The sequence below is a fragment of the Winogradskyella sp. genome, from assembly GCF_028282165.1.
In the GTDB taxonomy this organism is placed as follows: Bacteria; Bacteroidota; Bacteroidia; order Flavobacteriales; family Flavobacteriaceae; genus Winogradskyella.
Map to the genome: position 1 here is coordinate 42,899 of NZ_JANQIM010000012.1, position 18,904 is coordinate 61,802.

18 protein-coding genes are annotated in these 18,904 nt (G+C 34.9%); 16 read left to right on the forward strand and 2 right to left on the reverse strand.

Translation table 11 applies throughout. The features are described 5' to 3' along the window. Positions 1–51: 51 nt before the first annotated feature. The 4 genes from mnmG to Q0972_RS05845 all read left to right on the forward strand — a co-directional run bounded on the left by mnmG (position 52) and on the right by Q0972_RS05845 (position 3,818). Entirely contained in the window at positions 52–1,923 is a 1,872-nt protein-coding gene (gene mnmG / locus Q0972_RS05830; protein WP_299363694.1) for a tRNA uridine-5-carboxymethylaminomethyl(34) synthesis enzyme MnmG, read from the forward strand. A 48-nt stretch (positions 1,924–1,971) separates the two neighbouring features. Beyond that, a complete protein-coding gene (locus Q0972_RS05835) occupies positions 1,972–2,151 on the forward strand; it encodes a hypothetical protein (protein ID WP_299363697.1) in 180 nt (59 codons plus the stop codon). A 19-nt stretch (positions 2,152–2,170) separates the two neighbouring features. Next, complete coding sequence (locus Q0972_RS05840; protein WP_299363699.1) at positions 2,171–3,031, forward strand: class I SAM-dependent methyltransferase; 861 nt, start codon at positions 2,171–2,173, stop codon at positions 3,029–3,031. 211 nt (positions 3,032–3,242) lie between these two features. Next, positions 3,243–3,818 carry an OmpH family outer membrane protein gene (locus Q0972_RS05845; RefSeq protein WP_299363701.1) on the forward strand — a complete coding sequence of 192 codons (576 nt, stop codon included), beginning with the start codon at positions 3,243–3,245 and terminating at the stop codon, positions 3,816–3,818. A 31-nt stretch (positions 3,819–3,849) separates the two neighbouring features. Here the strand turns inward: Q0972_RS05845 and Q0972_RS05850 are convergent, their stop codons facing one another. Next, on the reverse strand, positions 3,850–5,007 hold the full coding sequence (locus tag Q0972_RS05850; RefSeq protein WP_299363704.1) for a DNA polymerase III subunit delta': 1,158 nt from the start codon (positions 5,005–5,007) through the stop codon (positions 3,850–3,852). 142 nt (positions 5,008–5,149) lie between these two features. Between Q0972_RS05850 and pgk the strand changes: the two genes are divergently transcribed. The 3 genes from pgk to Q0972_RS05865 all read left to right on the forward strand — a co-directional run bounded on the left by pgk (position 5,150) and on the right by Q0972_RS05865 (position 8,954). Then, positions 5,150–6,337 carry a phosphoglycerate kinase gene (gene pgk, locus Q0972_RS05855; protein ID WP_299363707.1) on the forward strand — a complete coding sequence of 396 codons (1,188 nt, stop codon included), beginning with the start codon at positions 5,150–5,152 and terminating at the stop codon, positions 6,335–6,337. Between the two features lie 66 nt (positions 6,338–6,403). Continuing rightward, entirely contained in the window at positions 6,404–7,951 is a 1,548-nt protein-coding gene (locus Q0972_RS05860) for a LysM peptidoglycan-binding domain-containing protein (protein ID WP_299363710.1), read from the forward strand. A gap of 22 nt (positions 7,952–7,973) precedes the next feature. Beyond that, the gene (locus Q0972_RS05865; protein ID WP_299363713.1) at positions 7,974–8,954 is read left to right on the forward strand and encodes a DUF4837 family protein; all 981 of its coding nucleotides are present in this window, start codon (positions 7,974–7,976) and stop codon (positions 8,952–8,954) included. A 48-nt stretch (positions 8,955–9,002) separates the two neighbouring features. Here Q0972_RS05865 and Q0972_RS05870 read toward each other — a convergent pair whose 3' ends face one another. Beyond that, positions 9,003–9,185 (reverse strand): twin-arginine translocase TatA/TatE family subunit, encoded by a 183-nt coding sequence (locus Q0972_RS05870; RefSeq protein WP_299363716.1) that lies wholly within the window; start codon positions 9,183–9,185, stop codon positions 9,003–9,005. A 113-nt stretch (positions 9,186–9,298) separates the two neighbouring features. On the opposite strand from Q0972_RS05870, the gene Q0972_RS05875 reads away from it, so the two are divergent. From Q0972_RS05875 to gmd, 9 genes are all read left to right on the forward strand, one after another. Continuing rightward, positions 9,299–10,168, forward strand: coding sequence for a M23 family metallopeptidase (locus Q0972_RS05875; protein ID WP_299363718.1), 870 nt, complete (start codon positions 9,299–9,301; stop codon positions 10,166–10,168). Beyond that, positions 10,168–11,670 (forward strand): GH3 auxin-responsive promoter family protein, encoded by a 1,503-nt coding sequence (locus Q0972_RS05880; RefSeq protein WP_299363720.1) that lies wholly within the window; start codon positions 10,168–10,170, stop codon positions 11,668–11,670. Before Q0972_RS05875 ends, Q0972_RS05880 begins: the two co-directional genes overlap by 1 nt. Before the next feature lie 27 nt (positions 11,671–11,697). Continuing rightward, positions 11,698–13,389: a hypothetical protein gene (locus Q0972_RS05885; protein ID WP_299363722.1), complete on the forward strand. Its 1,692-nt coding sequence runs from the start codon at positions 11,698–11,700 to the stop codon at positions 13,387–13,389. Positions 13,390–13,392: 3 nt separating this feature from the next. After that, positions 13,393–14,445 (forward strand): hypothetical protein, encoded by a 1,053-nt coding sequence (locus Q0972_RS05890; protein WP_299363725.1) that lies wholly within the window; start codon positions 13,393–13,395, stop codon positions 14,443–14,445. Continuing rightward, a complete protein-coding gene (rfbB, locus tag Q0972_RS05895) occupies positions 14,438–15,460 on the forward strand; it encodes a dTDP-glucose 4,6-dehydratase (RefSeq protein ID WP_299363727.1) in 1,023 nt (340 codons plus the stop codon). The genes Q0972_RS05890 and rfbB overlap by 8 nt, the downstream gene beginning before the upstream one ends. After that, a complete protein-coding gene (rfbA, locus tag Q0972_RS05900; RefSeq protein WP_299363729.1) occupies positions 15,457–16,320 on the forward strand; it encodes a glucose-1-phosphate thymidylyltransferase RfbA in 864 nt (287 codons plus the stop codon). The genes rfbB and rfbA overlap by 4 nt, the downstream gene beginning before the upstream one ends. Position 16,321: 1 nt before the next feature. Further along, the gene (gene rfbC, locus Q0972_RS05905; RefSeq protein WP_299363731.1) at positions 16,322–16,867 is read left to right on the forward strand and encodes a dTDP-4-dehydrorhamnose 3,5-epimerase; all 546 of its coding nucleotides are present in this window, start codon (positions 16,322–16,324) and stop codon (positions 16,865–16,867) included. Further along, positions 16,864–17,715 (forward strand): dTDP-4-dehydrorhamnose reductase, encoded by an 852-nt coding sequence (rfbD, locus tag Q0972_RS05910; RefSeq protein WP_299363732.1) that lies wholly within the window; start codon positions 16,864–16,866, stop codon positions 17,713–17,715. The genes rfbC and rfbD overlap by 4 nt, the downstream gene beginning before the upstream one ends. Before the next feature lie 70 nt (positions 17,716–17,785). After that, positions 17,786–18,904, forward strand: coding sequence for a GDP-mannose 4,6-dehydratase (gmd, locus tag Q0972_RS05915; RefSeq protein ID WP_299363733.1), 1,119 nt, complete (start codon positions 17,786–17,788; stop codon positions 18,902–18,904).

An 18,904-nucleotide genomic window follows, 5' to 3' on the forward strand; every position in this document is an offset into this window, starting at 1 on the left:
CCGAAAATTTAGATTGTATGAATGTTCCACGTGGAACAAAATAGTTGACTTATGTTTAACGATGTTTATGATGTTATTGTCGTTGGTGCTGGCCATGCAGGAAGTGAGGCTGCTGCTGCTGCTGCCAACATGGGAAGCAAGACATTGTTAATTACAATGAACCTTCAGAACATAGCCCAGATGTCTTGCAATCCTGCCATGGGTGGAATTGCAAAAGGACAAATTGTAAGAGAGATTGATGCGTTGGGAGGATATAGTGGTATTGTGTCAGACACATCGTCTATTCAATTTAAGATGTTGAATAAGTCTAAAGGGCCAGCCATGTGGAGTCCCAGGGTACAATCCGACAGAATGCGTTTTGCCGAGGATTGGAGATTACTTTTAGAGAATACACCCAATCTGGATTTTTACCAGGAAATGGTTTCGGGCCTATTGATTGAAAACGATAAAATCGTAGGTGTTAAAACATCCCTTGGAATAGAAGTAAGGGCAAAAACTGTGGTATTAACCAATGGTACTTTTTTGAATGGTCTAATCCATATAGGTGATAAAAATTTTGGTGGAGGTAGAGCTGGAGAACGTGCCGCTACCGGAATTACTGAAGAACTCATTGCCATTGGTTTTGATTCAGGGCGTATGAAAACAGGAACACCACCTAGAGTCGATGGCAGATCTTTGGATTATTCGGTTATGATAGAACAGCCAGGAGATGAAAATCCTGAGAAATTCTCCTATTTAGATATTACGCAACCTTTAAAAGAACAACGGTCTTGCCATATGACATATACCAGCCCTGAGGTTCATGATTTACTTCGTGAAGGTTTTGACCGTTCACCTATGTTTAATGGAAGAATTAAAAGTGTTGGTCCAAGGTATTGCCCATCTATAGAAGATAAAATTAATCGTTTCGCAGATAAGGACAGGCATCAATTGTTTGTTGAGCCTGAAGGGTGGAATACGGTTGAGGTATATGTCAATGGATTTTCTACATCCTTGCCAGAAGATGTTCAGTACAAGGCACTCCGCTCGGTTAAAGGGTTTGAAAATGTTAAATTCTTCCGCCCAGGTTATGCTATAGAATACGACTATTTTCCACCTACACAATTAAAGCATACACTCGAAACAAAGTTGGTCGATGGTCTCTTCTTTGCTGGTCAGATCAATGGTACCACTGGTTATGAAGAAGCGGCATCGCAAGGTTTAATGGCAGGGATTAATGCTAGCTTAAAAGTGCAGGAACAAGATCCGTTTACATTAAAAAGAGACGAAGCCTATATAGGTGTTTTAATTGATGATCTTATCACTAAGGGCACCGAAGAGCCTTATCGCATGTTTACGTCAAGAGCTGAGTATAGAACATTATTGCGTCAAGATAATGCTGATTTTAGGTTGACGCCAAAAGGGCACAAATTGGGATTAGCTTCTGAAAAACGCCTAAGGCGTATGGAAGAAAAGCAATCAAAATCTAATGCCTTTGTTCAATTTTTTAAAGACACTAGTGTAAAGCCAGAAGAGATTAATCCGATATTGGAATCTAAGAATTCAGCAATAGTAAAGCAGCAAGATAAAATGTTTAAGCTTTACGCAAGGCCAAACATCACTATTGAAGATATGCGAAAAGTGGCTTCTGTAGATAGCTATATTCTAGACAATGATTTGGACACAGAAGTCATTGAGCAAACCGAAATACAGGTTAAATATGCTGGCTATATTGAGAAGGAAAAGAACAATGCCGATAAACTAAACCGTCTCGAAAATGTAAAGATCCCTTCTAATTTTGATTACTCCAAGCTAAAATCTATGAGCATGGAAGCGAGGCAAAAGTTAACCGAAATTCAACCTGTAACGATTTCACAAGCATCTAGAATTAGCGGAGTATCACCTAACGATATTTCGGTTTTGTTAGTGTATTTAGGAAGATAAAACAAAATGTTCCACGTGGAACGTCTTTAAGAAAGAATTAATTATACAATGAAAGAAAAGGCGATTTGTTGTTTTTGTGGAGATTCTGTTACAATTGAGACAGCAGTTGCTTTATCTATAAAGCCCAATCATATCTCTAAAGAAGAACAAGGTTTTTTTGGCCATAAAGAATGTTTGAAATTTGCATTAGATGAATCAATGGTCAAGTATCTTCACCCCGAAATATGACTTTTATTAATCTTAGTTTTTGAAAAATAACAGAGCAATATATCTAACCGTTAAAGACTATTCCGTTTCTGGTGAAAACTTCCACTTGTTATATAATGAGGAATTGGACATGTTAGAAACGTTTCCACAACCAAATGCTGAAAATCTATCAGCATATTATAAAAGCGACGACTATATTTCACATACCGATAGTAGAAGAAATCTGTTAGAAAAGGTTTATCATATCGTTAGAAAAATATCTTTAAAGCGGAAGCTAAAGTTAATTAACTCTTTTAAAACAGAAGAGAAAGCTCTTTTAGATATTGGTTGTGGAACCGGTGATTTTTTAGAGACCGCTTTAAAAGACAGTTGGGAAATTACCGGAATTGAACCCAATGAAAATGCACGACAAATTGCAAACTCAAAAACAAATAATGCTGTTTTTGAGATAGAGCGCTTAAAAACATTTGAAGAAAATAGTTTTGACGTCATTACACTTTGGCATGTGCTTGAACATTTGCCAAATTTAGAAATGCATATTAAGTTAATAAAGCATTTGTTAAAACCCAATGGTACATTAGTAATTGCAGTTCCAAATTTTAAGAGTCATGATGCCAAGCATTACAAAAACTTTTGGGCAGCCTATGATGTACCAAGACATCTATGGCACTTCTCTAAAACATCCATTTCAAAAATGTTAATTAAAGAAGGTATACAGCTGAAAAAAGTATTACCGTTGAGTTTTGATGCTTACTATGTGAGCTTGCTTTCAGAAAAATATAAATCTGGTTTTATGAACCCTATTAAAGCATTTTGGATTGGCATGCACTCAAATCTTAAAGCTAAGCGATCTAAAGAGTATTCGTCTCTTATTTATATACTAAAACACTACAATTCCTAATATTAAAACGTCTATTAGTTCTTTTTACTATGGTGCAATCAATTACAAGCAGAAAAAAAGAAAGACGCTTAAACAGCTTTATTTCATCTCATTTTCTATAAATTTTTATTATAATCAAAAATTATTTCATAGATTTTTTAAATAGATAAGATTTTATGAAAATCACAATCGAACTTTTATACATTTGCAAAAATTTAATTAGAAAACAATCATGAAAAAATTAATAGTTGCATTACTTGTTTTAATTGTATTTACAGCTTGCCAAGAGCAACAAAAAATTGCGTTTATTGATAATGGTAAAGTTATCAACGACTATCAAATGAAAATTGATATTGAAGAACAGTTTAAAATCAAGGATGATGATTTTAAGAAAAGGATAGATAGTATTGGTAAAGCGTTTCAGATAGAAGCTCAGGCATTTCAGATGGCCGCTCAAAATTTATCGCAAAAAAAGCAGCAAGAAAAGTACCAAGAGCTGGGTCAAAAACAGCAAGTTCTACAGCAACAGTTTCAATATGAACAGCAGATCATGCAGCAGGAGTTTAACACAGAAATGGATTCCGTGATTTCAAAAGTTAACGACTTTGTTGCTGACTATGGAAAAAAGAATGGTTATACGTTCATCCTTGGTAAGAATCAGGCGGGGAGTGTGTTGTATGGTGAAGAAACAAAGGATATTACCGAAGCCGTAACCAAAGCCATAAATGCAGCATACGGTAAAAAGGGAAATGAAGAAAGCTCAAAAGAAGATAAAAGTTCTGAAAAAGAAGAAACCTCAGCAGAATAAATTTTAATTAAAATATTGAATAAAGCCAAGCTTATGCTTGGCTTTTTTTGTGTAATAGCCTTGTTAACTTAATCGATAGATCTGTAAGAATAATCTTAGAATTCCCATTGCGTTCAATATGGTAAATAGCATCTTGAAGCTCATTGGAAATATCTAAAATATTAGAACCATGAACAAAGGGTGCAAATTTTTCGAGCTTAAAATCCTCTGATTTAGGCTCTAGGTAAACCAAACCATTAGCTTTATAATTAAGAAGCAAAGCTTGCCTAAAATAGTTGAGGCAAAAGCTTAAAAATTTCTTTTGGGTTTCACGACCAGTTTTAGCAATTTCTTCGGACCAAGAGATTAAATCGTGTATAGCACTTTTATTGCCTTTAGCTTTAAATGCAGACCTTACCCAAAGAATGAACCATTTTTCAAATTGAATATCCTCACTATCCTGAAATATAAGATCACAAGCCTTATTATAGTTTCCGTTAGATTGGTGGGCAATTTTTGTAGCCACCGCCTTTTCAATATGGTAATTCTTAACCAAGGCTTTAGAAATGGCCTCTTCGGCCAAAGGCGGAAAATGCAAAATCTGGCAACGGGAGCGAATGGTACTAATTATTTGCTCTTCGTCTTCGGCTATTAAAATAAAAATTGTTTTTTCGGGAGGTTCTTCAATGAGCTTTAAGAGCTTATTGGCAGCAGCTGTATTCAATTTCTCAGCCATCCATATAAGCATTACCTTATAACCACCTTCATAGGATTTAAGAGATAAAGACTTTACAATTTCCAATGCTTCATCCACACCGATTTGACCTTGTTTGTTATCAACTCCGAGAAGCTTGTACCAATCAAACAGGTTGCCATAAGGCTGCTGTTCTAAAAGTTGCCGCCATTCTTCTAAATAGAAATTGGAAACAGGTTTGCTTTTAACTTTGTCACTGGTAGTTACAGGAAAAGCAAAATGTAAATCTGGATGAGAGAAATTCTTAAATTTTATGTTGCAGGTGTCATTGCCACCAGTATTTTCACCATTACTATTACCACAAAGAATATATTGGGCATAAGCCAAGGCCATGGGTAAAGTTCCTGATCCTTCTGGGCCAACAAAAAGTTGCGCGTGTGCAATTCTTCCAGAATCAACACTTTTGGTAAGGTGATTTTTTATATGTTTCTGACCTAAAATCTCTGAGAATAGCATAACACAAAACTATGCAATATTTTACCGCTACAAAACTTTATTACTACAGATTAAAACTAAGTTAAGAATTTAATATTCACATAAAGTTTCTATTTGCTAGATGCCCATTATGGGCTTATATTTGTGACTCAAATTTCAAAAAATGAAAACACTAAACGATTTTAATTTTAAAGATAAAAGAGCATTAATCCGAGTAGATTTTAATGTACCATTAAATGACAATTTCGAAGTTACTGATGCCACAAGAATAGTATCGGCAAAACCAACCATTATTAAGGTATTAGAAGATGGTGGTAGCTGCGTTTTAATGTCGCACCTGGGACGTCCAAAAGGCGTTCAGGACGAATTTTCATTAAGACATATTATCTCAAAGATTGAAGATGTACTAGGTGTTGAAGTAAAATTTGCAAATGATTGTGTTGGCACAGAAGCTGAAGAAAAAGCCAACGCATTGCAATCTGGCGAAATCTTATTGTTAGAGAATTTGCGTTTTCATGAGGAAGAGAAAAAAGGCGATAAGGATTTTGCTGAACAATTATCAAGATTAGGCGATATTTATGTCAACGATGCCTTTGGTACAGCACACAGGGCACACGCTTCTACAACAATTGTAGCACAATTTTTCCCTGAAGCTAAGTGTTTTGGTCATTTATTAGCTAAAGAGATCGAGAGTATTGATAAGGTATTGAACAATAGTGAAAAACCAGTTTTAGCGGTACTAGGAGGTGCCAAGGTATCCTCAAAAATTACAGTTATAGAAAATATCTTAGGTAAGGTTGACCATTTAATTATTGGGGGTGGAATGACTTTTACCTTTATTAAAGCACAAGGTGGCAGTATAGGAGATTCGATCTGTGAAGATGATAAAATGGAGTTAGCTTTAGACATTTTAAAACAAGCCGAAGCCAAAGGCGTAAAAATTCATTTACCTGTTGATGTGGTTGCTGCCGATGCTTTTAGCAATGACGCCAATACACAAGTTGTGGATGTAAATCATATTCCTGATGGTTGGCAAGGATTAGATGCGGGACCTAAATCATTAGAACATTTTGATACGGTAGTCAATAACTCTAAAACCATCCTTTGGAATGGACCACTAGGGGTCTTTGAAATGGAAAGTTTTGCAGAAGGTACAATTGCGCTTGGTCACTCTATAGCTAATTCGACAAAAAACGGAGCATTTTCTCTTGTTGGCGGTGGCGATTCTGTAGCAGCGGTAAAACAATTTGGGTTTGAAACTAAAGTTAGCTACGTAAGTACAGGTGGTGGTGCCATGCTAGAAAGCTTAGAAGGAAAGACCTTGCCTGGTATTGCAGCTATTTTAGAGTAAAACCTAATAAAAATACTATTTTTAGATTTAGAAACGTTAGGCATTATAGGACCTAATGAATCATTGATGCGTATTAAATTTATTATATCGATCTGTTGCATAGTGATTACAAGTATTGGTTTTTCACAAATCAAAACAGACTCAGTCATTACATCGAATAAGCTTGGCGATTCCCTAATTGATGGTAAGTCAATGCATAACGGAAAAACGATTCCAGCAGAAATAGATTCGCTTGGGATTAAAAATCTACAGGACTTACCTGAAGCTGCCGAACTGGAACAAAAGTGGCTAGAGGAACTGTATAGCAATTCATTGTTTGATACAATTTATAAGTCGGTTACCGAGTTAACGTATGAGCCTATTGACTATCCTGAGCTTTCTACAGATACACTGAAAGCAAGATTACAACGCTTAAATGCCAAAACTCCATTTAACGTTGAATATAATCCGTCTCTAGAAAGCGTAATAAAACGTTACTTAAAACACAGACGTAAATCCTTAGAGCGTTTAATGGGACTTAGCCATTTTTACTTCCCTATGTTTGAGCAAGAGTTTGATAATTACAATATTCCCTTAGAGATGAAGTATTTATCAATTGTGGAGTCTGCACTTAAACCAAAAGCTAGATCTAGAGTTGGAGCCACAGGTTTATGGCAATTTATGTTTATCACTGGGAAGGAGCACAATTTAGATGTAAGTAGTTATGTAGATGAGCGAAGCGACCCAATAAGATCTACCACTGCAGCAGCTCAATACCTGTCTAAATTATATAAGATATTCGGAGATTGGGATTTAGCTTTGGCCGCCTATAACTCGGGACCAGGAAATGTCAACAAAGCCATTAGACGCTCAGGAGGTTATCAGAACTACTGGAACATACGTCCATTTTTACCTAGAGAAACGGCTGGGTATGTTCCGGCATTTTTAGCCACGATGTATATTTTTGAATATGCAAAAGAACATGGCTTTAAACCAGAACGACCACCTTTTCAGTACATTCAAACGGATACGGTACATGTAAAGCAGATGATTACTTTAGATCAGGTTGCCGAAACCACTGGTATTAATATTGAAGAACTGCAGTTTCTAAACCCGTCTTATAAATTAGATATCATCCCAAAAATTGAAGGCAAAACTTACGCATTACGACTACCAAGAGAAGCTGTAGGCATTTTTACAACTAATGAAGATAAGATTTATGCCTTTGCGAAGGCTGAATTCGATAAGCGCGAAAAACCACTGCCCCAACTTTTTAATACAGACACACAGGTAAGATACAGGGTTAGAAGTGGTGACTATTTGGGTAAAATTGCGAGACGATATGGCGTTAGAGTAAGCCAAATAAAACGCTGGAATGGTCTTAGAAGTAATAACTTAAGAATAGGGCAACGCTTAACCATTTACCCTAGAAACCCCGTAATGCCATCACCATCCAAAACTGCTAAAAAACCTGTGAGTACAAAGGAAAAAAAGACCTATAAAGTAAAATCTGGCGATTCCCTATGGAGTATTGCACAAAAATTTTCTGGAGTTTCTGTTCAAAATCTTAAAGATTGGAACGATATTAGTGGTAACAAACTCAAAATAGGAATGACACTTATCGTGTCTGAGTAATAAACCAACAAAATTTAAACTTATGAGAACGTTATATACAATATTGTTCTGTGTGCTATTAATGGCATGTAATAATAAAAAAGATGGCGATAAAACTACTTATCTTCCAGCGTCAAATGGTAATTTAAATAGTATTTCGGTGGTTGTGGATAATTCAATTTGGGATGGCGGTGTAGGTGAAAGCATTAGAAATATTTTTGCAGCACCACTAAATGGACTTCCTGTTGATGAACCCATGTTTAAGCTGCGTCAAATTCCTCCCCAAGTTTTTGATGGTTTTGCAACACGAAGTAGAATAATTCTGAAAATAGAGAAAGGAAATCTAGAACCAACGACTCAAATTAAAAATAATGCTTTTGCAAAGCCTCAAACGGTAGCTGTAGTTGGCGGAAAGACCAATCAAGATATTATTGCCCAATTAAAGGAAAACAAGGACAAGATTATTGATGCTTTCAAGAAAGAAGAAGTAAAAGAAAAGCAAAGACGTATCAACTTATCATTGCTCAAGGACGAGCAAATGGAAAACCAATTAGGTTTTACCGTTAATATCCCTTCTGCATATAGAATCAGTAGGTCTACTGATGATTTTTTCTGGATTAGAAAAAACTTGAGTAATTCCAAGACCATAGAGCTTATGGTCTATGAAGTTCCACTTGATAGTATTTCAAAAGGAGATAGTACAATTGTTGATATAATGAAAATACGTAATAGGATCACTAAAACACAAATCCCAGGTGAAGACGGGATATATATGGTGATTGAAGATGCTTATGCACCCTCAATGTTTAATACAATTATTGATAATAAACCCACTTACGAAGTTAGGGGACTTTGGGAAACCGTAGGGTTTAAAATGGGAGGTCCTTTTATTATGTATGCCATAGAGGATAAAATAAACAAGCGTTACCTAATAGCAGATGGCTATGTGTATGCGCCATCCCTTAGAAAAAGTGAATACGTTTTTGAGCTCGAATCGATTATTAAATCTATAACCATTAAATAATAAAAAAGCCAACTTAAAATAGTTGGCTTTTTTATTATTAATAATTTCTTATTCTTTATCCTTACTTTCCGAAGGGTCTTCTTTACTGGCGTCTTTAAATTCTTTGATACCGCTTCCTAAACCTCTCATTAATTCAGGAATTTTTTTACCACCAAATAGTAGCAAAATAGCAACAACTATTAAGACGATTTGCCATGGACCCAATGCCAAAACTATACTACTAGAAATCATAATTTTTAATTTAGATGACAAAGTTAGTAATTATACTTTAATTATAACGTTGTAAACCTAACTTTAGTAGGTATTGATAGTGGTATTTCACTATTTTAACTAATTTTGTTTTGATGGCAGAAGAGATAAAAAAGGAAAAGAAATTCACCAAAAAGTTACTCCACAAGTATCGCCTTGTGATATTAAATGAAGATACGTTTGAAGAGCGTTTTGCGATTAAACTGACACGTCTTAACGTTTTTGTATTAACATCGCTGTCTGCAATTTTTTTAGTGTTTTTAACCACATTAATTATTGCATTTACACCTTTACGCGAGTACATTCCTGGCTATTCGTCTGCCAAGCTTAAGAAAGAGGCAACCCTACTTAACTATAAAACAGATTCGCTGGTGCAAGAGTTAGAATTTAATAAACGCTATTACGCTTCAATCAGAAAGGTATTAACTGGCGATGTTGCTACTGTTAATTTTAATAGGGACTCAGTTATTGAGGCTGCAAAAAACGACCCAAATATTCTACAGGTTTCTACCAATAGAGAAGATTCGCTATTGAGGGAAAAAGTAGAAAAAGAAGATAAGTATAATTTGTTTGAAGAATCAGTAGACCGAAACAATTTCGTCCTCTTTCCTCCTGTCAATGGTTCTATTTCCGAAGATTACAATATTGAAGACAAGCACTTTGCTGTTGATGTGGTTGTAGCAACTAACACTCCCGTTAAAGCTACTGCAGATGGAACCGTAATTTTTGCCGAATGGACTATAGAAACAGGTTATGTAGTTATTATTGAACATAGCCAAGAATTGATTTCGGTATATAAGCACAACTCTGCTATTACCAAGTCTCAAGGCGATTTAGTCAAGGCTGGAGAAGTCATTGCCATGTCTGGAAACACTGGCGAGTTTAGTACAGGGCCACATCTTCACTTCGAATTGTGGAGCAAAGGCTATCCCGTAAATCCGAATAATTTTATCGATTTTCAGTAATGCCATCGATTAAAGCAGCACTTTCAAGACCTTTCGCTAAATATATAGCTAGACGTGTAAAAAAATGGGCATCCAAACCTATTGAAACGCAAGAACGTGTCTTTCTAAATCTTATAAAAAGAGCTCAAAACACAGTTTTTGGAAAGGATCATAATTTCAGCCAGATAAAGACTTATGAAGACTTTAAAAAGTATGTGCCAATTAGAGATTACGAAGCGCTAAGAACTTATGTTGAACGTGTTGTTGCAGGCGAAGAAGATATACTCTGGAAAGGCAAGCCCATTTATTTTGCCAAAACTTCGGGTACTACTTCTGGTGCAAAGTATATTCCTATTACTAAAGAAAGTATGCCAACACATGTCGAAGCGGCAAGAAATGCTATTTTGCTTTACATTTATGAAACGGGGAACTCAAAGTTTGTTGATGGTAAAATGATCTTTCTTCAAGGAAGTCCAATTCTAGAGGAAAAGAACGGTATAAAACTAGGGCGATTATCGGGTATCGTAGCACACTATGTACCTAAATATCTTCAAAAAAACAGAATGCCTAGTTTAGAGACTAACTGCATAGAAGATTGGGAAACAAAGGTTAATGCTATTGTTGAGGAAACGGTAGACGAAAACATGACCATTATATCTGGCATTCCATCTTGGGTACAAATGTACTTTGAGAAGCTAATTGAAAAGAAACAAAAGAAAGTAGGCGAGATTTTTAAAAATTTTAATCTATTCATTTTTGGTGGTGTTAATTATGAGCCGTATCGTGCTAAATTTGAAAATTTGATAGGACGACGAGTGGATAGTATAGAATTGTATCCGGCAAGCGAAGGATTTTTCGCATTTCAAGACAAACAGAACGAAAAAGGAATGTTACTTCAATTGAATTCAGGTATTTTTTACGAGTTTGTAGAAGCAGAGCATTTTTTTGAAAACAATCCAGAGCGCATTTCCATAAAGGATGTAAAGCTTGGTGTTAATTATGTTATGATCATTTCTACTACAGCTGGTCTTTGGGGTTATAATATAGGAGATACCGTAGAGTTTACATCACTTAAACCATATAGGCTTATTGTTAGTGGACGTATAAAGCATTTTATTTCGGCTTTCGGAGAACATGTTATAGGAAAAGAAGTTGAACAAGCATTGAAAGAAGCTGTTGAAAACACTGACATATCGGTTAATGAGTTTACAGTTGCTCCTCAAATAAATCCGAAAGAAGGCTTGCCTTACCATGAATGGCTTATAGAGTTTGAAAATGGACCAGAAGACGAATCAAAGTTTATTCTTGATTTAGAGCAATCCCTTCAACAACAAAACAGTTATTACTTTGATTTAATTGAAGGAAAAGTATTAAGACCTTTAATAATTACAAGAATTAAAAAAGAAGGTTTTCAAGCTTACATGAAGTCTATTGGAAAACTTGGAGGACAAAATAAAATCCCAAGATTGTCTAATGACAGAAAAATAGCAGATAAAATGTACGAGCTTCAATTGACTAAATAAGGCTATATTTGCAGGTTAAAATAATGTATGAGTAAAACTAACAAAAAACACGAAAGAACAAGAGCCCAAGAAAGCTCTAGTGCTATAGAGCGCATGTATATTACTATGCGACACCTGTTTATTCGTGGGTTTTACAAACCAATGGGAGTTTCTGGAGAAACTTTGCGAGAGGCACTGTTATTGCTACGTCCAGAAATATATGGCTCTATCGCCGAGGAAAAAGCGGAATTAGAAGGTTTATTATATGTCGTTGATCGATTACCTCAGGGCATAGAAGAGTGTACTTTTATTAACTTAACTAGTGATGAAGGTTACACCAATTCACATTTTAAGCCTATTATTCCACCAAAGCGTAGACGTAATTGCTATCGTATTGATGACGAGCAGATGAATATTGAAATCACTAGAGGCCGTTCTGAGATTTATGATATTTTAACCCATCTGACGTTTTTATTTGTAGAATCGCATAAGATCAGTAAGCGTGTTCTTATCGATGAAGAAGGTTCAACGATAAGAGATTGGCAGAAGTTAGAAAATGCTGTTAACTCAACTAAAAAATTAACACAAAAAGAACGCGAAATTGCAATTACACATACAGCAAATATTTTAGGAAGAACATTTAACGAGCTCACGGAGGCTTATCCAAAATTTGCAACATCAAACCAACCCGAACGCCTTTTACATATTGTGTATTGGTTGGGTAAATTGGCCATTGAAGAGGTTGTTAATAATATTAAGAGAACGATCACATTTAGCCCTGTTTTAAGAGAAAGGATTGGGCATCATATTCATGGTGAGATTTGGGCAGATAATATTAAGTCCGTAATGTATAAGCATGGATTATTAGAACGACCAATTCATATTATAAGCGCCAATATGCATAGTGTGATGAATTCCATTTTTACAAAAGGAACATTAAAAGGTAATGATGCAAAAAAAGATATTTTCGAAGTTTTCGAAACATTAAGTAATCCAGAGAATAAGGCTATTCGCAATAAAGTCGAAAAATCTGCATTGCAAAGCGGAATGATCTATGTAAAGGATACTTCGGGAACCAACATCGATGTACAAATTTTTGATACGGATAAGATAGATTTTTCTAAAACAGATTTTGAATACATCCCTTCAAATAAGGATCAAAAAGCCGTTATCTTTGTAATGGACTATGCCTTTGGTGAACAAGCTTATGAGACTTTAGACGAATTTTTAAAACCCATTAAAGCCAATGGCAAAAAGATTCACTTAAATGTAAGGTCAATATCAATAATGGGTAAAGCGGGTATTCTTGAAGGCGGTAAAGGGGATGTTATGATTCCTTCTGCCCATATTTTTGAGGGCACGGCAGATAATTATCCATTTAAAAACGAGCTAAGTAAAAACGATTTAGTAGATTGCGGCGTAGATGTATATGAAGGAACAATGATAACAGTTTTAGGCACTTCTCTACAAAATAAGGAGATTTTAAAGTTCTTTAAAAACTCCACATGGGATGTCATTGGTTTGGAAATGGAGGGCGCGCATTATCAAAAAGCAATACAAGCTGCATCTAAAGTAAGAGGAAGCATAAACGAGGATGTAAAAGTGAGATATGCTTATTACGCTAGTGACAACCCTTTAGAAACAGGAAGTACATTGGCTTCAGGTGGCTTAGGGACTTCTGGAGTTAGACCAACGTACGTAATTACAAAAAAAATACTAGAACAAATATTTAATTCTTAAGACATGAGTGACAAACCATCTGGGAAAGAAGAAAATGAAGAGGTAGATTTAGGGCAATTATTCAATGCTATAGGTAGACTTTTTGAAAAACTATTTGCTTTTACAAAGCAACTTCTAGTAGGTGCTTTTGAAATTGTAATATATGCACTTAAACCATTAGTTAATAATTTTAAGATAGTTGCAACTGCTCTTATGCTTGCAGCGGTTATAGGTTACATTGTGGAGAAAAGTTCCAAGCCAGTTTACTTTTCTGACATGCTTGTTAAACCCTATTTTGACTCTAAGTATCAACTGGCAAATAATGTGGATTATTTTAATGCCTTAATAGGCTCAAAAAACACCCAAGAATTATCGAGAATTTTTGAAATCGATAGTCTAGACGCTAAGGAATTAATTTCTTTTGAAATAGAAATAGGCCCAGAAACCCCTAATGACCTTTTAGTTGAATATGACACTTATTTAAAAAAGATAGATAGTTCTCTTGCAGGCGATGTAACCTATGAATCTTATATTGGAAACAGAGACATTCTCTCTGGTAGCATATTTTCTGTTTCTGCTAAATCTTATAAGAGCGATATTTTTACGAGCTTAGAAAAAGGATTTGAAAAAACGTTCAAAAACCGATATTCGGAAAGATTAAAGGTTTTTAGAGACAAATCAATTAATATGAGGCAGAAAACTTACCAAGAAGAACTGGTGAGGATAGATAGCCTACAGAAAATGTATATAGATGTCCTTAAGACTGATTCAAGAGAAGGTAATTTAAGTTTTTCTGGGGAAAGCATGGTACCATTGGTAAAAGAAAAATCTGTAACAAGGGAGTATGATTTGTTTAAAGAAGAATTAAGAATTAGAGACTCTCTCAGAGTTTTGGATGAAGAACTTATTTTAGAAAGCCAATATTACGACATTCTTTCAGGTTTTGAAGAAGTTGGGAGGGTAAAAAAAGATATTTTTATTAGGTATTCTATTGTTTTTCCTACCATTATATTCATTATAATGGTATCAGTATTTTTATTTATTAAAGCATTTAAGTTTATCAAAGAATATGAATAATAGCCAATCCATACTAATAACGGGTGGTGCAGGTTTTATAGGTTCAAACTTTATTTTTTATTTTTTAGAAAATCATCCAGGTATAAAAATTGTAAATTTAGATAACCTTACCTATGCAGGTGACCTGTCTAATTTAGAACACTTAAAGACCAATGATGCTTATCATTTTGTAAAAGGCGATATATGCGATGTTCAATTGGTAAATGACCTCTTTGAAAAGTACAAATTTTCGGGTGTTTTTCATTTTGCTGCTGAATCTCATGTAGACAATTCAATAAAACATCCAGACACGTTTATAAAAACTAACGTTTATGGAACATTTAACTTATTAAACACAGCTAAGAATTACTGGATGGAGTCTCCTTTTTCATTCAAAGAAGGCTGTGAAAATAATAGGTTTCTTCATATATCTACTGATGAAGTTTACGGCACACTTGGCAAAACAGGATTGTTTTCAGAAAAAACACCGTATGCTCCAAATAGCCCATACAGTGCCTCTAAAGCTTCGTCGGATTTTATTGTTAGGAGTTATTATCATACTTACGGTATGAACGTTGTTACTACAAACTGTAGCAATAATTATGGGCCAAAGCAACATGACGAAAAACTAATCCCAACCATTATTAGAAAGGCCATAAACAATGAAAATATACCTATTTATGGAGATGGCAAAAATATTCGCGACTGGCTCTATGTTAAAGACCACTGTAGAGGAATCGATTTAGCTTTTCGTGACGGAAAAACAGGGGAGACCTATAATATTGGTGGAAAAAATGAAAGGGATAATCTATATATAGCACATAAGATCTGTGAGATTTTAGATGAAATCAGACCTCAAAAAAAACCATATTCTGAACAGATATCCTTTGTTAAAGATAGACCAGGTCACGACTTTAGATATGCCATAGACGCTTCAAAAATAGAAAACGAATTAGGATGGGAAGCAAAGGAAAATTTTGAAACGGGCATTACAAAAACAATTAAGTGGTATTTAAATAAATACGAAAAACCATGAAAGGAATTGTTTTAGCAGGTGGTTCAGGTACGCGCTTGCACCCACTTACATTAGCTATAAGTAAACAGCTTATGCCTATTTATGACAAGCCAATGATTTATTACCCTATCTCTACGCTCATGTGGTCGGGAATAAAAGATATACTCATTATATCCACACCACAAGACCTACCCTTATTTAAAAAGTTGTTAGGTGACGGGAAAAAGTACGGTTGTAACTTTCAGTATGCTGTTCAAGAGTCCCCAAATGGATTAGCTGAAGCATTTATAATAGGAGAGAATTTTATAGGTAAGGATAAAGTTGCTTTAATATTGGGCGATAATATTTTCTATGGTACAGGCTTGGCAAATTTACTCCAGCAAAACAATAATCCCGATGGTGGTATAATCTATGCATATCATGTTCATGATCCCGAGCGTTATGGAGTAGTAGAGTTCGATAAAAATGGCGTTGCAGTATCAATTGAAGAAAAACCAATAGAACCTAAATCTAATTTTGCAGTTCCTGGTATTTATTTTTACGACAATTCAGTTGTAGAAATTGCAAAAAATATTAAGCCAAGTAAACGGGGAGAATTAGAAATTACAGACGTTAATAAAACATTTTTAGAGCAGGGAAGGTTAAAGGTTAGTGTGCTAGATAAAGGTACAGCATGGTTAGATACAGGAACCTTTAAATCCTTAATGCAAGCCTCACAATTTGTACAGGTTATCGAGGAACGACAAGGCCTCAAAATCGGAGCTATTGAAGAAGCTGCATATAAAATGGGATATATTGGCGATAAGCAGTTAAAGAAAATTGCTGAAGCTTTAACTAAAAGTGGTTATGGTAGACATCTTTTAAGTTTAATCCCTGAATAATATGTTGGTTGAAGAGACAAAATTAAAAGGCAGTTATATTCTACAGCCTAAGGTTTTTAAGGATAAAAGAGGGTATTTTATTGAAAGCTACAATAAGAAAGTGTTTAAAAAAGCAACTGGGTTAGAGGTAGATTTTATCCAAGATAATGAGTCCATGTCGTCTAAAGGTGTTTTAAGAGGGCTTCACTACCAAATAGGTGCTTATGCCCAAGCAAAACTGGTGAGAGTAATACAGGGAAAAGTATTGGATGTGATGGTTGACCTTAGACCAAATTCCTTAACATATGGAGAAAACGTTTCATTGCTTTTATCTGGTGAAAACAAAACACAATTGTTTATACCAAGAGGGTTTGCACATGGTTTTCTAGTATTAGAGGATAAAACGATTTTTAGTTATAAATGTGATAATCCATATAATAAAGAAGCTGAGGCTGGAATTATTTATAATGATAAAAATTTGAATATAGACTGGAAACTTTCAGGTGTCGAACCCATTATTTCAGATAAAGACTTATTACTTCCTACTTTAGAAAATGCAAGATTATGAAGCAAATAGCGATTTTAGGATCGAACGGTCAGTTAGGAAAAACCCTTAAATATTTAGAAGTAGAGACTAATTATGTTTGTAAGTTTTATACAAGAAATGAACTAGATATAACAAACAAATTATCCATTGAAACTATTTTTAATAAAAACAGCTTTGATTTTTGTATTAATTGTGCGGCATACACCAATGTAGAAGAGGCTGAAAAAGATATTGAAAGTACTTTTTTGGTTAATGCCCTAGGTGTCAGAAATATTGCTGAGGTTTGTAAGTCTAAAGGGATAACGCTAATTCATATTTCCACAGACTATGTTTTCGATGGTACTAAAAGAAGCCCATATAAAACAAGTGATATAACAAATCCAATAAATGAATATGGCAAATCAAAATTAAAAGGCGAACAGTTTATCAGGGAGGTACTTACAAAGTATTATATCATTAGAACATCCTGGCTATACTCAGTTTATGGTAAAAACTTTATGAAAACAATCATAAATAAGATTGCAGACAATACTGTTTTGAGTATTACCACTGAAGAAACAGGAACACCTACGAGCTGTTTTGATTTAGCCACATTTATTTTTTATCTGGTAAGAAAAAATGATATTCCCTACGGGATTTATAATTTTTCGGCAAAGGGAAGCACAACCTGGTTCGGATTTGCTCATGAGATAGCTAAATTATATAACCCAGATAAGCAAAAAAACATAAAAAAAGTAGAGACATTTAAAACTTTAGCAAAACGACCAAAGTATAGTGTTTTGGATATCAGTAATACCGAAAAGGTTTACAAAGACCTCAATAAATGGGAAGATAGCTTAAGTAAAACTTTGGAGCTTTATAGATTGTAAAGCAATACATTAAAAAGTAAAAAAAGTTACATTTGCGAATGTGGAATAAGAACAATAATTTAAAGTAATAATGAAGAAAAAAATAGCACTGATTACTGGTGTTACAGGACAAGATGGTGCATATCTAAGCGAATTTTTGTTAAAAAAGGGGTATTTAGTGCATGGCATAAAGCGCAGGTCTTCATTGTTCAACACCGACAGAATAGATCACTTATATCAAGATCCTCACGAAGAGAATCAAAATTTCTTCCTGCATTACGGGGATTTAACGGATAGCACAAACCTTATACGTATTATTCAAGACGTAAGACCGGATGAGATATATAATCTAGCTGCTATGAGCCATGTGCATGTGTCTTTTGAAACACCAGAATATACAGCTAATGCAGATGGCATAGGTACACTCAGAATTCTCGAAGCGGTTAGAATGCTCGGTTTAGAAAAGACAACGAAAATTTACCAAGCTTCAACATCGGAGTTGTATGGAAAAGTACAAGAGGTTCCTCAAACAGAAACTACCCCATTTTACCCAAGAAGCCCTTACGCTGTTGCTAAAATGTACGCGTATTGGATTACTGTAAATTATAGAGAGGCTTACGGTATGTTTGCATGTAACGGTATTTTGTTTAATCATGAATCCCCAATTAGAGGAGAGACTTTTGTAACGCGAAAGATTACCAGGGCAACATCTCGGATAGCTTTGGAAATGCAAGATAAAATGTATCTAGGCAATTTAGATGCTCAAAGGGATTGGGGACACGCAAAAGACTATATAAGGATGATGTGGATGATACTTCAAGCCGATGAACCAGAAGATTGGGTTATAGCCACAGGCAAAACTACAACGGTAAGGGATTTTGTGAGAATGTGTTTTGCACATATAGGTGTCGAGTTAGAATTTGTTGGAAAAGGACCAAAAGAGAAGGGCTTTATAAAGTCTTGCAAAAATGAAGACTACCAATTAGAAGTAGGTAAAGAAGTCATTGCAGTCGACGAGAAATACTTTAGGCCAACCGAAGTCGATTTACTCATAGGTGACGCTTCAAAAGCAAAGAATAAATTGGGTTGGATTCCAAAATATGATTTACCAGCTTTGGTAGAAGACATGATGACAAGTGATATTAAACTTATGAAAAAGCAACAATTCCTCAAGGAGAGTGGCTACAAGGTTAAAAATTACTTTGAGTAA